This window comes from Cytobacillus sp. Hz8 (genome assembly GCF_042263505.1).
In the GTDB taxonomy this organism is placed as follows: domain Bacteria; phylum Bacillota; class Bacilli; order Bacillales; family Cytobacillaceae; genus Bacillus_BE.
The window spans coordinates 69,627-83,253 of record NZ_JBHKFI010000010.1; the positions used below are offsets into that span (position 1 = coordinate 69,627).

At 35.9% G+C, this 13,627-nt stretch carries 17 protein-coding genes and 1 pseudogene; 11 read left to right on the forward strand and 7 right to left on the reverse strand.

Features of this window, described 5'->3' with window-relative positions:
• Positions 1–10 precede the first annotated feature (10 nt).
• The 7 genes from ACE38V_RS13525 (at position 11) to ACE38V_RS13555 (ending at position 6,237) form a co-directional block, all read left to right on the forward strand.
• Complete coding sequence (locus ACE38V_RS13525; RefSeq protein ID WP_375841910.1) at positions 11–1,216, forward strand: Ger(x)C family spore germination protein; 1,206 nt, start codon at positions 11–13, stop codon at positions 1,214–1,216.
• 5 nt (positions 1,217–1,221) lie between these two features.
• Positions 1,222–1,452, forward strand: a complete 231-nt coding sequence (locus tag ACE38V_RS13530) for a hypothetical protein (RefSeq protein ID WP_375841912.1) — start codon at positions 1,222–1,224, stop codon at positions 1,450–1,452.
• Positions 1,453–1,465: 13 nt separating this feature from the next.
• Entirely contained in the window at positions 1,466–2,566 is a 1,101-nt protein-coding gene (locus ACE38V_RS13535; RefSeq protein ID WP_375841914.1) for a GerAB/ArcD/ProY family transporter, read from the forward strand.
• Positions 2,567–2,856: 290 nt separating this feature from the next.
• Positions 2,857–3,420 (forward strand): TetR/AcrR family transcriptional regulator, encoded by a 564-nt coding sequence (locus ACE38V_RS13540; protein WP_375841915.1) that lies wholly within the window; start codon positions 2,857–2,859, stop codon positions 3,418–3,420.
• Positions 3,421–3,610: 190 nt separating this feature from the next.
• Positions 3,611–4,789 carry an MFS transporter gene (locus ACE38V_RS13545; protein ID WP_375841917.1) on the forward strand — a complete coding sequence of 393 codons (1,179 nt, stop codon included), beginning with the start codon at positions 3,611–3,613 and terminating at the stop codon, positions 4,787–4,789.
• A 427-nt stretch (positions 4,790–5,216) separates the two neighbouring features.
• A complete protein-coding gene (locus ACE38V_RS13550; protein ID WP_375842071.1) occupies positions 5,217–5,306 on the forward strand; it encodes a hypothetical protein in 90 nt (29 codons plus the stop codon).
• Between the two features lie 640 nt (positions 5,307–5,946).
• On the forward strand, positions 5,947–6,237 hold the full coding sequence (locus ACE38V_RS13555) for a hypothetical protein (RefSeq protein WP_375841918.1): 291 nt from the start codon (positions 5,947–5,949) through the stop codon (positions 6,235–6,237).
• A gap of 27 nt (positions 6,238–6,264) precedes the next feature.
• Here ACE38V_RS13555 and ACE38V_RS13560 read toward each other — a convergent pair whose 3' ends face one another.
• Positions 6,265–6,957: an ArsR/SmtB family transcription factor gene (locus ACE38V_RS13560; protein WP_375841920.1), complete on the reverse strand. Its 693-nt coding sequence runs from the start codon at positions 6,955–6,957 to the stop codon at positions 6,265–6,267.
• Positions 6,958–7,046: 89 nt separating this feature from the next.
• Here ACE38V_RS13560 and ACE38V_RS13565 point away from each other — a divergent pair, with 89 nt between their 5' ends.
• The 4 genes and pseudogenes from ACE38V_RS13565 to ACE38V_RS13580 form a co-directional block, all read left to right on the forward strand.
• The gene (locus ACE38V_RS13565; protein ID WP_375841922.1) at positions 7,047–7,523 is read left to right on the forward strand and encodes a DinB family protein; all 477 of its coding nucleotides are present in this window, start codon (positions 7,047–7,049) and stop codon (positions 7,521–7,523) included.
• Between the two features lie 212 nt (positions 7,524–7,735).
• Positions 7,736–7,939 (forward strand): Rossmann-fold NAD(P)-binding domain-containing protein, encoded by a 204-nt coding sequence (locus ACE38V_RS13570; RefSeq protein WP_375841924.1) that lies wholly within the window; start codon positions 7,736–7,738, stop codon positions 7,937–7,939.
• 41 nt (positions 7,940–7,980) lie between these two features.
• A complete protein-coding gene (locus tag ACE38V_RS13575) occupies positions 7,981–8,136 on the forward strand; it encodes a hypothetical protein (protein WP_375841925.1) in 156 nt (51 codons plus the stop codon).
• Positions 8,090–8,293, forward strand: a pseudogene (locus ACE38V_RS13580) (IS110 family transposase); the annotation flags it as partial. The gene ACE38V_RS13575 and the pseudogene ACE38V_RS13580, both read left to right, overlap by 47 nt.
• Positions 8,294–9,155: 862 nt before the next feature.
• On the opposite strand, the gene ACE38V_RS13585 reads toward ACE38V_RS13580, so the two are convergent.
• The 6 genes from ACE38V_RS13585 to ACE38V_RS13610 all read right to left on the reverse strand — a co-directional run bounded on the left by ACE38V_RS13585 (position 9,156) and on the right by ACE38V_RS13610 (position 13,606).
• Complete coding sequence (locus ACE38V_RS13585) at positions 9,156–10,340, reverse strand: LAGLIDADG family homing endonuclease (RefSeq protein ID WP_375841926.1); 1,185 nt, start codon at positions 10,338–10,340, stop codon at positions 9,156–9,158.
• 234 nt (positions 10,341–10,574) lie between these two features.
• Positions 10,575–11,270 carry a VIT1/CCC1 transporter family protein gene (locus tag ACE38V_RS13590; RefSeq protein WP_375841928.1) on the reverse strand — a complete coding sequence of 232 codons (696 nt, stop codon included), beginning with the start codon at positions 11,268–11,270 and terminating at the stop codon, positions 10,575–10,577.
• 322 nt (positions 11,271–11,592) lie between these two features.
• On the reverse strand, positions 11,593–11,787 hold the full coding sequence (locus tag ACE38V_RS13595; RefSeq protein ID WP_375841930.1) for a hypothetical protein: 195 nt from the start codon (positions 11,785–11,787) through the stop codon (positions 11,593–11,595).
• Between the two features lie 147 nt (positions 11,788–11,934).
• Positions 11,935–12,015, reverse strand: a complete 81-nt coding sequence (locus tag ACE38V_RS13600) for a YjcZ family sporulation protein (protein WP_375842073.1) — start codon at positions 12,013–12,015, stop codon at positions 11,935–11,937.
• Between the two features lie 59 nt (positions 12,016–12,074).
• On the reverse strand, positions 12,075–12,209 hold the full coding sequence (locus tag ACE38V_RS13605) for a YjcZ family sporulation protein (protein WP_375841932.1): 135 nt from the start codon (positions 12,207–12,209) through the stop codon (positions 12,075–12,077).
• Between the two features lie 731 nt (positions 12,210–12,940).
• On the reverse strand, positions 12,941–13,606 hold the full coding sequence (locus ACE38V_RS13610) for an HAD family hydrolase (RefSeq protein ID WP_375841934.1): 666 nt from the start codon (positions 13,604–13,606) through the stop codon (positions 12,941–12,943).
• Positions 13,607–13,627 lie beyond the last annotated feature (21 nt).

The following is a 13,627-nucleotide window of genomic DNA, read 5'->3' on the forward strand; positions in this document are numbered from 1 at the left end:
AGGGGCACCAATGAAACAAAAAATACTTATTTCCATTTTGTTTTGTTTCCTATTTATGCTCACCGGTTGCTGGAACCGAAAAGAATTAAACGACATTGCGATCACGGTAGCGCTCGGAATTGATCAAAGCGAAGATCAATATTCAATCTCAGCCCAAATTGTGAACCCAAGCGAGATCGCCGCCAAAGTCGCTGGTGGTAAGGGGGCGCCGGTAGTTACCTATACCGCAAGAGGAGATACGGTATTCGAAGCTCTTCGAAAAATGACAAAAAAAGCACCAAGAAAAATATATCTATCCCACCTCAGGCTCATAGTCTTAGGGGAGGATTTTGCAAATGAGGTAGGTATAGGGAAAGCGTTAGACTTTTTATCTAGGGATCATGAGATACGGACGGATTTTGCACTTTTAGTAGCTAAAGGAGTAAGTGCAGAAAAAGTACTGCAGGTCTATACCATCCCCCAAGAGATCATCCCTTCCAATAAAATATTTAAGTCCTTGGAGACATCGGAGAAAGCTTGGGCAGCTACAGCGATCGTAACGCTAGATGAAGTCATATCCGATATCGTCAGTGAAGGAAAGCAGCCCGCCATAACCGGTATTGAGCTTACAGGAGAGAAAGAGAAAGAAGAAGTGCAAACCAAGAAAAATGTCGATAAAATTTCACCAATTTCAAGTCCCCAGATTGCGGATGTGGCTATTTTTAAAAAGGATAAGCTGGTTGGTTGGTTAAACGAAGAAGAAAGTAAAGGATTTCAATATATAATGGGTAATGTAAAAAGTACGGTTGGTCATGTTTCTTGCCCTGACGGGGGGAAAGTGGCCCTCGAAATAATTCGAACAAAGTCCGAAATAACGGGTAACGTAATCAACGGAAAACCGATTGCAAATGTCAAGATTCGAATTGAAGCGAACGTGGGAGATGTCGAATGCGATATCGACTTATCAAAAACTGAAAATATATATAAATTAGATAAGCTGGCAGAAGAAAAGGTAAAAGGTAAAATGGAAGACGCAGTAAAGAAAGCAAAGCAATATAGAACTGATATTTTTGGTTTCGGTGAAGCCATCCATCGGTCGAACCCTAAAGCTTGGAAAGAAATGAAAGACGATTGGAATGAAAAATTTGCGGACCTGCAGGTGAATATTAAAGTTGATCATAAGCTTCGTAGTTTAGGAACCATAACTAAATCATTTCAAGATAAACTAAAGGAGTAGATCTCATGTGGGCAATTGTAAGCATACTTACTGCAGGAATGATCGCATGGATTGAAATACCCTCCCTTCTAAAAAAAAAGCTAATAAAGGAGTTATGGGTATTCTCCGTTTTGCTGCTTATTGGGGTGGGGTTAATTATTAGCCAATCCTTGCAATTGAATATCCCAAATCCACTGGATTGGATAACCGTAGTTTTTAAACCATTGAACGATGCCATATTCGGAATTTTAAAATGAAAGGCGAGAGGTTATGTTAGAGAACGGGAAAATCGGCGTACGTCAGTTCACGGTGCTAGTAATATTTTTTCAATTGGGGACTTCCTTCTTGCTTGCCCCATCGGGTCTTGCCACAGCAGCAAAACAAGACGCTGTGATCGCTTCTATTTTAGGAATTGTGTTTGTACTGCTATCAATACCGCTATATGTCGTTTTAGGAAATAAGTTTCCCAATCTGACAATAACTCAGATCAGTGAGGAGGTTTTAGGGAAATGGCTAGGTAAAACAGTTTCACTTTTGTATTTTTTGTTTTTTTTCATCCTTGCTTCACAAATCATTTCAAATTTTGGTTATTTTATTACAGCCCAACTACTGCCGGAAACACCTATACAAAGTATCATGATTATTTTTACCATTATTATTATAATGGCGGTCTACCTTGGAATCGAGGTATGGACTCGTGCAGCTGAAATTTTTTTTCCTTTTGTTATCGGGATATTTCTATTTATTATTCTTGCAGTAATACCTGAAATTAAGATACAAAGGGTCGAACCCGTATTCGAGGAGGGGCTGAAACTTATTCTGCGCGCAACGATACCATTCTTTGGACTTCAACAATCCGTAATCTTTCTGATGTTATTTCCTACTGTAAATCGAACAAAATCGGCTGGAAAAGCATTGTTTTCGGGCACGCTACTTGCCGGAATCATGATAATCCTAATTACCCTTATGAATATACTTGTATTAGGAGCCGACTTGACAGCGAGAAATGCATATTCTACTTATGCTTTAGCCAAAAAAATAAGTATTGGCAACTTTGTAGAAAGGTTGGAATCAGTTGTAGCCGGAGTCTGGTTTCTTACCATTTTTTTTAAGGTAACCATTTGCTTCTATGCTTCCGCTTTAGGTCTTGCGCAAATATGCAATTTAAAAGAATTTCGGCCCCTGCTTGTTCCGCTGGGAGTGATTATGGTTGCCCTCGGACTTGCCAGTAATCCTAATCAAACGTATATTGAGACATTTATTGCAAAAACGTGGCCATCTTTTGCACTAATGTTCATGTTATTTTTGCCGCTTTTTCTTCTAGGAATAACGATCCTAAAAGGAAAATTACATAAAACGAATCCAACCTGATTAAAGGAACTCTCACCCTCTCAAAACGGTATCGTTCAATGCCCTCTCATTGCCATCGGGTTCGAACGGGGCAACGACCGGTCGCTCTCGACGCGTTCGGGTAGTGTGAGCTTAGGTTGGACGTGGAAACGCGGTAGGTATCACCAGCTAAACGCAAATTCACAACACTAAAGATGTCTAATGTAAAAAAAGCTTACTTTATAATACGTAGAAAAATAGCTCTAACCTTTATGTCATTAACCCTTGTGGAAGAACTTGACACTTACCTATTAGTAAGTTAGAATTGTCGTATGGAAAATCGAAAAACACAAATCATTGACATAGCTTTAAGGTTGATAATGCAAAAAGGGTATGTAGCGTTTAGTTATGATGACATCTCTAAACAATTGGGTGTCACAAAAGCGAGTATTCACTATCATTTTGAGAAAAAGGAGGATTTAGGAGTTGCTGTAGCTGAGCGTATTTTTCAAAGGCTGCAAAACATTAAGTTGTTAATAACAGATTCATCATTGACGGCTAAAGAAAAGCTTATGCTGTTTATTTATAAACGGGATGAAGGATTCACGTGTACTGAAATTTGTCCTATATCTTCATTTCAGGCAGATTTTGAATCATTGCCCGATATTGTTCGTCAAAAAGTTGAGGAAATCAGTCGATTGGAACTTTCGATTATGAATGAAATTGTTGCAGAAGAACTAAATAAACAGTCTGTCAGTGGGGCGGAAAACATCCAATCGATTTCCTTAATGATTTTATCCAGTATTAAGGGAGCATTAATCTATCAGCGTGTCCTTGGCGACGATGTATTCAAAGAAGTGATAAAGGAAATTGATCGGTTCTTAAAAATCATTTAAGAGCTGATTTTTTTTACAAAAAAATTTACCTACTAGTAAGTAAATTAAACGCTATGGGGGATAAATGGCTACCGAAAGTACCCGATTTTACATCTTTGCATTTATCAAAGAATTAGACACTTTAGTCATTTACTTGAACAATTAATTTAGATTATTAATTTACATTTTTTAAAAGGCGGAGATTAATTTAATGAAGAGAATGCTTTTAGTTTTTTTGATCATGTCGATTGGGGCAACATTTATTACACCATTATTTCCTTTATATAGTGAATATTATCATTTGAAAAGTCTGCATCTCACCATCTTGTTTTCAATCTATGCTGTTTTTTTGCTGCCGACCCTGCTTATCGTGGGAGCCAAAGGTAGTGCCTGGGGAATAAAGAAGGTACTTCGTAGCAGTATATGGATTTCCATCGCATCAACTTTGCTTTTTCTTGGGAGTTCTCATGCCTGGATGCTCTATGTGGCAAGGATATTAGAAGGAATTGCGTATGGTGCTTTTACGGGCACTGCTGTTGCTTTTTTAATAAAACAAACCTCTGCTAATAAAGTGAGCACAGCTGTCAAATTATCAGGGATGACGGTAGTGGTCGGTTTCGGGCTGGGACCGGCAATTGCAGGTTTAGTATTGCAATATCTACATCTGCAACTGCTTCGTTTACCATTTTGGTTTTTACTTGGAATGCTAGTTAGTTCTTTAGTTATTTTGGAAAGTCTTCCAAAGCATGAGGATTCAGTGAAGAACACGAATAAAGCCAAGATTTCACTCGGTGTGCCTAGTAATATTCGTTCCCATTTTTGGTCTTTTATAGGGCTTCCGATATTTACTGTGTTCACGTTACAAGGAATCGCGCTTTCCCTTATACCTTCTTTCGCTAGAAATGTTATTCATACTTCTAATCTCTCTGTTTCTGGATTATTAATATTATTGCTTCTGGGTGGAGGTTCTCTGTCTCAGCTTGTTAAAAATCCGATTAATCCAGTTACACGGATCAGAATTGGCATTCTGATTCTTGCTTTTGGAGCATGGGTTATTGTTTATTCTGGTGAGACATCGAGTTTGTTTTTGCTCTGGATAGCAATATTTTTCCAAGGTATAGGAGGTGGATGGACTTTTCAAGGAACTTTAAGTCTAGCTAGTGAAATTCCAAGACCAGAAGAACGCTCAGGGGTAATTTCTGCTTTTTATTTCTGTGCCTATTCAGGGTTTATTCTACCTGTTATTGGTGTAGGACTGCTTACTCAATTTTTTAATTTGAATTTTGCATTATTTTCACTTAATTTGTTTGCTACTTTAATAGTTATTTATGTGTTGATTTATTCAGTAAAATTTAATCGTTCCTATACTAAAATTCACCATAATAGTTAGTTTAGGAAAAAATTTTGATTCGCCCTTCGATTTAAGCAACTATATTGGTTATAAAATATTGTCTACTCAAATTACCCAAAAATGCTAAGTATTTAATCCAAATGCTGCTCCATGACCATCCCACCTATGGAATCGTTTATATTCTTTAAAAACGGTGTTTGTCAAGATAGTTGTCGTATTTTCCTTGTTTTTTAATGTATTGAATATAAAGACTTACAACTGCGCTTTGCTTGGTGGCCTTCTCATAAAAGAACAGAATTCATTCTGTTCTTTTATGAGAAAGGATAGGGTAGACCAAGCACGGCTATACTTAGGACAAATTTGTTTATTCCTTCTTAATTCATTAACATGTCAGCATTCCTGTATTAATAGTTAAATTTGTGAAGAAAGGGGGCGTTAATGGAAAGATGTTGAAGGCCAGCAAGTCATTGTAGTTCTCCAAGGCCCTCATTGTTATAATTCTCCTTCTTGGTACGAAACAATGAAGGAAGCAATATGTGTCTATTCATTTATATAGTAAGGTAGAGATTGTCAAAGATTCAAAAATATTATTTGATTCTTTAAATGACATGGTAAAAAAATAGGCAAGCCCGGCAGGTCCGTACAATTTAAGTGATGTAGACCCCGGTTTTATCGAAGGAATGAGTAAAGGGATTGTAGAATTCAGAATAAACATCTCAAAAGTAGAAGCAAAAGCAAAATTAAGTCAAAATCATCATGTGGAAAGACTAAAGTTAATGTTTCTATAGGGCATGAAAAAATTTTTGAGGGGGTAGGGGGGATTAAAATAAGTACAGATTTAATTATTACTGACAAGCCTTATATAGAGGGTTTTGATAATGGTATATTTACATTCAAATGGGAATAGTCATGGGAAATATTAGAAAATATATATATGAAACAGTCTAGAAAACACACGGGTATTGAAATGAGCTTATAATAAGCCTAAAAGAGCTTTCGTATCGAGTAAAAGCACATCTTCGCAGAGAACAGCGTAAAACTGTTCCATCCAAAGTCGCTTTTTTTGGGAATGTAGCCATTCATTATGGTGAGAAGAAAGTATCGGTGAACAATCGTGTGTTAACTTCTGAGACGGTTAATGCCATGCGACGTCTAGTGGCCGAAACTCCTGACAAGTAGACATCTCGCAACGAAGGATGGGGACTAGGTTGGACTGGTACGATATTCCAGTGTTTGGACACGACGGCGCCACAATCGGGCAAAATGGGTATTTGCGTATAGTTCCCGAGTGCGAGGTAGTTGTTGCCTTGATGACCAACGGTGGGAGCACAGATCTACTTCAATCGATTCTTTTTCGGGAATTGTTCGAAGAACTAGCCAGTGTGAGAATGCCGAACGCAGTCTTTGAACCAGCTCCTAAACCACCTATTGTTGATATAACGCCTTTCATTGGTATTTTTTTTCTGCTAAAGGGCGCGATTCTTTAATAAGGAAGGCGCTTCATTTGTCCTATTTTACACTTGGTCAGCCGTAATCCCCAAGGATTCATACAATCCAACTCTTCCCGTTTTTGTAACCTTTACAGCCCTGTCGGGAAGCTTTTCAATCCAACGTAAATCAAATAACCGTATTAAAACGGCATTTCCTAAAGACCCTGCAAGGTGGTAGCGCCTTTCACTCCAATCAAGACACTTTCGAGCAAAATATCTTCGTTTATTTCTTAAAGCATCAAGATCAATATCAAAATCACGAAAGAATTTCTCTCCCATATCCGTTACAAGAAAATCAACTTCACCCTCAATCAAATACCCTTTTTGTATGAAGGCTTCAGTCAATGATACCCCAAGTTTTCCTGCCAAATGGTCATAGCAAGTTCGGGCAATTCGAACTTTCTCAGTGCGTGAAAAATCCTTCAAGGATTTGATACTTGGGGATGGCGCAATAACAGTCAACGTTTCTATCGCATGAGCAACATCAGTGCTAGCTATACGAAAATAGCGATGGCGGCCATGTTTTTCTACACGAACTAGATTTCCCTTTACCAGTTTTGCTAAATGACCGCTAGCTGTTTGTAATGAGACATTTGCCCTCCTTGCTAACTCATTTGCCGGAAGACCGTCAAGTCCAAGGAGAGCTTCTAACATGGCAGCCCTAGATGAATCCGCCATTAGTTTTGCAACGTACGAAAAATCAGGTCTACTTCCCATTGCCATCACTCCAATTACATTTATACTTCGATTATAACCGAAGTTTTTACGTGATAAAATAATGGAAACGTGATGGGAGGAATAAAAAAATGAATGTAAATGATTTAATAATTTTTAATTTTGAAGAAGTTAGACGTAGAAGTATAAAAGTATGGAAAGCAATTCCCGTTCAAATGTTGAATTGGAAACCCGATGAAGATGCTCTTACTTGTGCTGAAATGATTAGACATTTACTAGAAGGTGAATTTCTTTATCACCAAATTCTTATTGGAAGAGGTAGTAAAGCGTTATCTAATTTAACTAATCCATTTGATACAAAAGAATTCACAACAGTAGAAGCTGAAATTGGATTCGCTCAGTCATATCGTGAGGAATTCCTGAAATACATAAGGTCAATTAGTATATACGATTTAGAAAATGTAGTAATTGACCGTTCTGACGTAGGCTATGTAAGAACACTTGGGGATATGTTTTTGCGTATCGCTTATCACGAATCTGTTCACACAGGTCAGTTGTTAGATTATATGAGAACAATGGGAATAGACCGTCCTAAAATATGGGATTAATTTTTGTTCAAATTCATGCGTTAGTAAGATAACTAGAAAACTAATTTTTATTTTGCATCTTTCAATATTCCGTAATCGGTCGCTTTAATTGTTCAATGAAAAATACCTAATTTCTTCACATTAAATTGAGAAAATAGGTTTTTAAATATCAAAATTTCCTTAACGTTATAAATTCGCATTTCCCGACGCTACCCCTAAATGGATTAGCACGATTGGTAGCTGCCGAAATCAATGGTGATATCAAAATAAATGCAGTCGATCCGGGATGGGTGAGCTCAGATATGGATAGACCATCTGCTCCAAGAAAACCAAAACAAGCTGCTGAGTCTATCCTGTGGTTAGCGACTGTTGGATCTGAAGGACCGAAAAGGGGATTCATTAAAGATATAAAGGAAATCGATTGGAAACAACACTAAGCAAATTGGTAAAAGGCTTAGCTATAAGAGGAGCAGATAGAATGAAGAAAATCCTTCCAGTATTTTTTATATCTGAAACTGCATGGAGGAATAGGGGTTACTGGCAAATAAATGGAGAGGAAGAGATAAAAAACGAATCCAGTAGTTGGTCTGGATGTTTCAAAAGGGGAAAGTCAGGTTCAAGCATTTTTAGATAAAGGAAAGCCATATGGAAAAAGTTTTACTGTATCTCACACTACTGAGGAATTAACAAATTTACTTCGCTTTTTAGAGGAGGTGGAGAAGGAGTCTAAGGTTGAGCCAACAATTATATTAGAATCCACGGGGCATTACCACATACCTGTAATTCAATTTTAATGTCTATTAGTGAAATAGGATGAGAAAAGGTTCGAAATCGAAAATTAATTCTTGTGTTAATCAATGTTAATCAAAAAAGATTATTACGTAAAATACTAATTTGACGAAGTATTTGCTATAATGAATGATATATACGCATCTTACAAATGATGAATTGCGTTCTGCTGTAAATAAAATAGACACTAAAGGTCTTTAGTGTCTATTTTTATTGTTATTATTTACATATACCCATATAGGATTTATAGAAAAAAACCTAACTGTTGGATAAAATCAAGCAGCTGTGTATTACTAAATGATTTTATTGCAAATGAATGGCGTAATTGTAAAGCGTAAAGAGCATTGTCACCAAAGGCCTCTGCATATTTTTTAATAAATTTTTATAATGACCTATATTTAATTATAAAAACACTACAATTTAGAAAGGTAGTTTTACATAAATATGGGAATAGTCAAGGGGAATATTGGAAATTATATTCAAAATAGACTAGAAAATACACGGGTATTGAAAATGAGCTTATAATTTATGTAAACAACTTGGGTTCATTTTTATGTTATGTATACAACTTTGCTTCAAAATACCGGGCTTTATGTTTATGCATTTGGTTCAATAAATTTTGGAGAATGATCGACTGTATGGATTTTTTTATAAAAATTCGGTTATGTATACAACATTGATTCAATGTGCGTTTTTAATTTTATCTCACTATCTTAAGTATACTTAGTTTATGAGACGTGATATTTTATTCTTAATTAACTTCCCATAATATATATTATGTTAACTAGAAAAAAGAAAAAAGTGGAACTTCCTTTCTTCTCCCTTATGTGTCTACCCTCTTCTACTAAATGAAAATGCTCATAATTATTCCCGATTGTTAAAAAATAGTGAAAGTAAACCATATTCAATCACTTCGTTAATATATATTCGATGATTTTTGGCAAAGATTTTTAGGTCATTAAATAATTTTTTATCATAAGTAGTATTAAATTGTACACGTTCAACTTTTTGAGATTTAAATATTACATTAATGTTGTTAAGTGTTAAAACATACCTTATAGCTTCTTCGATAAATTCATTTACATGAGTTGATTGGTTATTTGCTAATTCTTTTATATTATCAAGTATGATTTTGTTAATGTTCGTTCTAAATTTAACCTTCGTATCGCTATTAATCTTGATTAATTTTCCCTTCTCAATTTTCCATATATCATTACCCAAAAGATGATAACTCTGTTGATTGATTAAATTTTCTAAATAACTCATTTGATCATTAGAATGCTGTGACATATTAATTCTCTTATAATTGATATAATGGCCTATATTAATTTGAAAAATTATATTACTTAAACGGATAAGATTTTCTTTCCCTTTCACCCATACACGATAAATAGGATTTCCTGCTTGAGAATTCTCTTGAGTAATGGTAGATAAAATTGCCCAAGATTGAAATATTTTCATCAGTTGACATGCAAATACTTTGCTGCCAGAGGTAATATGCAAACCGTAACCATCTTTAGAAACCCAACCATCCCCATCAATTACTCCCAGGATGAAGGATGTCAAAAATTCTTTTGGCACTTTTGGAAATGGGACGGTTAATGATTTGTTTGGAAGTACCCCTAATTTTGCAAGATCTTCTTTAATGATTTTTGAATTAATGATTAAAGTTGCTGTGTTTCTTGTTGAACCTGGTGGAGCAAGATTTAAGTCCGCATCCATAAAAATGACCACTTGTTGAAGTACTTTCTCTTCTTTTTGTGCAAACGAGATTGAATGAGTCTGATTATTAACGTTCCCGTCCGTAATAAACAACCCCAACACCCAAGCCATTTCATGAGACCATTTTTTAAAGAAATCTTCATTTACTTTATGTTTTCGCGGTTGCCCGGAGGATTGTTTTCGGTTCATGGACACGTTGTGTTTATATAAAATATTTCGAATGGCGCGGTCGGTGATCCCAACAATGGGGACCATTTCTTTAAATGGCTTCCCACTTTTGTACATTTTGATTATTTCTTCATCTGTAATTTCTGGATTTCTCGGCATCTATGTCCCTCCAGTCTTACTATTATCTTGCTTTATTCTATTATGCGAACAAATGTTCTGGTTGTAAAGACTTATTTCCATTTTATTCAATCTATCTGTATTTGTTATCATAAAAATATTTCCTCCATGCCTTTTATTTCACTGTTGTTGATTATTCCCTATCTGTCAAATTAATAAAGACATTAACATTTTAAGTTAATGTCTTTATTAATTTGCTTCTAGCAATATTATTAGTTAAGAAAACCATCGAGCAAGCCCGAATGCCACAGCTGCTGCAAGCCCTCCAACAATCACGGTTTGGATTGCATTCTTCCAAGGTGCATTTCCCGTAAATCTTCCTTTTATGTAACCAAATATCAAAAGAGCAATCAACGTTAAGATAACAGACAATTGTAAAGCAGAAGCAGGATTAGAAATGATCATATATGGCGCTAAAGGGATAATTCCCCCTACAATATAGGAAATCGCAATCGTTAAAGCACTTTTTCTTGCCCTTTTCGGGTCAGGTTCTTCTAATCCAAGTTCAAATTTCATCATGAAATCAACCCATTGTTTAGGACTCTTTTTCATAGTGGCTGTAATCGATTGGATTTGTTCCTCCTCTAATCCATAGCCCCTGAACACTTCAGCAACTTCTTCTTCTTCTCTTTCCGGAACTTCAATAATCTCTCTTTCTTCACGCTTGCGTTCTGTTTCGTAATGTTCAGCATCCGTCTTTCCTGCTAAATATCCGCCAAGTCCCATAGCAATCGATCCTGCAGCAATTTCAGCTACACCAGCTGTTAAAATGATAGCAGTAGAATCTACAGCTCCCGAAAGCCCTGCAGCTAAGGCGAATGGAACTGTCAAACCATCAGACATGCCAATCACAATATCACGAATGAGTTCTGAGTCCCTGAAATGCTTTTCCTCATGAAGGAGTTCATTCATAAATCTTCCTCCGCTTCGCTTAAACTAGAATGAAAAATTTAAAACAAATTTAAATTTATAGTGGTCTATTATCTATTATCTCGCTAATAACCCTAATTTGCACTACCGAAATTCTCTTTTCTGTTCAAGTTAATCTCATTTGTATTCCTCATATTTTTTGAAAAAAGAAATTAAAATAAAGATAATCTTCTGGTATTCTTTTTTACCATTTAGATTACACCCATGCTAGGTGCATTTAATATAATAACTGAAGCTACAAGCTTCAGTTATTATATTATCCTACTCTCCATGTTCTGATAAATAGATTTGTCCATAAATCTACCTAAAAAATACGTATCCCTCCAAAAGTGAAAACTGCAGCGATAAAAAAGAAGGAAAAGAATCTTCTTCTTCCAAAACCATCAATAATAATGATCCCTCTAGGTGGATCAACCCCAGCCAGTCTTCCTCTATGAATTCTGCCGTCTCTTCCACGAATTATAACTGCATTTCCCACGTGTCTCCTTAATCTTGGCATTTTACTCCCCCCTTTTCTAAGAGATTTTTAATTTGAATTTTTCAATTGTTCCTGTTACGATATTTTGAATAAAAGGACAGATTGCAATAATCTGTCCTTGTTTGTACAGATAATAAGTCAATCTGATAGAGTGTCATGTTATTATACTTAATAACCACCTGTGAAAGACGTACCAACAATAATTAATAAAATAAACAGAACAACAATTAACGCGAAGGCAGTTCCCATTCCGTGACCCAAATTAATGCACCTTCCTTTTCTGTAAATTTAATCTATTTGTGGTAATATTAATAACCACTCCACATTACTGCACCAACGATAATTAACAAGACAAAGAGAACAACAATTAAGGCAAAGCTAGAACCAGCGCCGCTGTAGCCTCCTGAGTAGCCGCCATCACCATATCCGTAGCCCCAACTCATGTTTACTCACCTCCAACCACGTTTCAAAATTAGAATGCTAATAAGCATCCTGTAATAATAAGATATGATTTGGGAAATAGTATTGAAATGGACAAACATATAGTAGTTTTAAAATTCCATCTTTGTCTGATAGATTATAGTCATTATCCAAATAAAAAAAACAGTGTACATTTGTACACTGTTTTTGAGAGGTGTTCATGAGTTGCAGGCGGCGGCTTGAAAAAGATATTTCTATCTCTTCATTATAAGGTATGCAAGAGGAAAAATATTTCTTAGACTAGAGTTGTTAGAAACATGGAATTTTCAAAAGATAGGGAGTATATACTAGTTTTTATTTCATTCTACTAGGAAAATTGTGAGGTGTAAGGTAAGTGTGTAGACAATCCTCATTAATTGCCCAACTTTGCTGATTCTAATGGTGCAAATATGAAGTCTACATCCATATCCTTCGCTACTTGTTTGAGGAGTTTCTCCTTATTTGTGAAAATGTAATCCCCTTTTTTAGCTTTTTCTTTAGCTAAGATCATTTCCAATATAATTATCCATATGAATCACACAGACTGGAATATGTCTTTCTTCCAGCTCTGTGGCGAACTTTTGGACAAAGGTTGATTTGCCCGAGCGACTTAATCCATCTATTCCAAGGATCACTCTTTTGCCCTTTACCTTTGGAATGAAGTTTAAGGTGGTACGTATGTTTTCATTCAAAATGAATCGGCCTTTTCCTTGGGCTAATTCATTTTTTCTCTCAATATAATATTCTTCAATTCTTCAACCGTTTCCACAATATAAGTTGCTTTGGCGGCTGCTAATTCCTCATAGGTACCGTACCCATACGTTACCCCAATTGAATCTATCCCTGTCTGATTAGCTCCAATGATATCGTATTTTCTGTCCCCAATCATGATAAAGTCCTCTTTTGGATGATCCTTGTAATGCTCAAGGATGTATTGAATGATTTCCCCTTTAGCGGATCGGGTTCCATCAAGATTACTTCCAACAATGAGATCAAAATAGGTGTCAATGTGAAAATAGGCCAAAATTTGCTCTGAGAAAACGGTTAGCTTTGATGTTGCAACAACAAGTGTAAGTCCTTGATCTTTTAACGCTTTTAGCAAGTCAGGGATTAGTGAAAACAATTTATTTTCAAACATCCCCTTTTCCTTAAACCGCTCTCTGTAAAACTCAATTGCTTGATTTCTTTGGAATTCGTTAAAATCATAATACTCTGCAAACGATACAGATAAAGGTGGTCCTATAAAGCATTCCAGCATATCAAGATCAGGTTCTTCGATATTCATCTTTTTCAGTGCATATTGAACGGATTTGGTAATTCCTATCTTGGGATCTGATAGGGTCCCATCCAAATCAAATAAAATGATTTTTTTAGCTCTCATATTCCTTCCTCCAATACAATG

What these genes read in the sequence shown, in the direction of transcription:
- ACE38V_RS13605 (WP_375841932.1), bottom strand. Translation starts at nt 12,209, where the DNA reads ATGAGTTGGGGCTACGGATATGGTGATGGCGGCTACTCAGGAGGCTAC.
- ACE38V_RS13600 (WP_375842073.1), bottom strand. Translation starts at nt 12,015, where the DNA reads ATGGGAACTGCCTTCGCGTTAATTGTTGTTCTGTTTATTTTATTAATT.
- ACE38V_RS13590 (WP_375841928.1), bottom strand. Translation starts at nt 11,270, where the DNA reads ATGAATGAACTCCTTCATGAGGAAAAGCATTTCAGGGACTCAGAACTC.
- ACE38V_RS13560 (WP_375841920.1), bottom strand. Translation starts at nt 6,957, where the DNA reads ATGGGAAGTAGACCTGATTTTTCGTACGTTGCAAAACTAATGGCGGAT.
- ACE38V_RS13595 (WP_375841930.1), bottom strand. Translation starts at nt 11,787, where the DNA reads ATGCCAAGATTAAGGAGACACGTGGGAAATGCAGTTATAATTCGTGGA.
- ACE38V_RS13585 (WP_375841926.1), bottom strand. Translation starts at nt 10,340, where the DNA reads ATGCCGAGAAATCCAGAAATTACAGATGAAGAAATAATCAAAATGTAC.
- ACE38V_RS13530 (WP_375841912.1), top strand. Translation starts at nt 1,222, where the DNA reads ATGTGGGCAATTGTAAGCATACTTACTGCAGGAATGATCGCATGGATT.
- ACE38V_RS13525 (WP_375841910.1), top strand. Translation starts at nt 11, where the DNA reads ATGAAACAAAAAATACTTATTTCCATTTTGTTTTGTTTCCTATTTATG.
- ACE38V_RS13535 (WP_375841914.1), top strand. Translation starts at nt 1,466, where the DNA reads ATGTTAGAGAACGGGAAAATCGGCGTACGTCAGTTCACGGTGCTAGTA.
- ACE38V_RS13575 (WP_375841925.1), top strand. Translation starts at nt 7,981, where the DNA reads ATGAAGAAAATCCTTCCAGTATTTTTTATATCTGAAACTGCATGGAGG.
- ACE38V_RS13610 (WP_375841934.1), bottom strand. Translation starts at nt 13,606, where the DNA reads ATGAGAGCTAAAAAAATCATTTTATTTGATTTGGATGGGACCCTATCA.
- ACE38V_RS13555 (WP_375841918.1), top strand. Translation starts at nt 5,947, where the DNA reads ATGGGGACTAGGTTGGACTGGTACGATATTCCAGTGTTTGGACACGAC.
- ACE38V_RS13565 (WP_375841922.1), top strand. Translation starts at nt 7,047, where the DNA reads ATGAATGTAAATGATTTAATAATTTTTAATTTTGAAGAAGTTAGACGT.
- ACE38V_RS13540 (WP_375841915.1), top strand. Translation starts at nt 2,857, where the DNA reads ATGGAAAATCGAAAAACACAAATCATTGACATAGCTTTAAGGTTGATA.
- ACE38V_RS13545 (WP_375841917.1), top strand. Translation starts at nt 3,611, where the DNA reads ATGAAGAGAATGCTTTTAGTTTTTTTGATCATGTCGATTGGGGCAACA.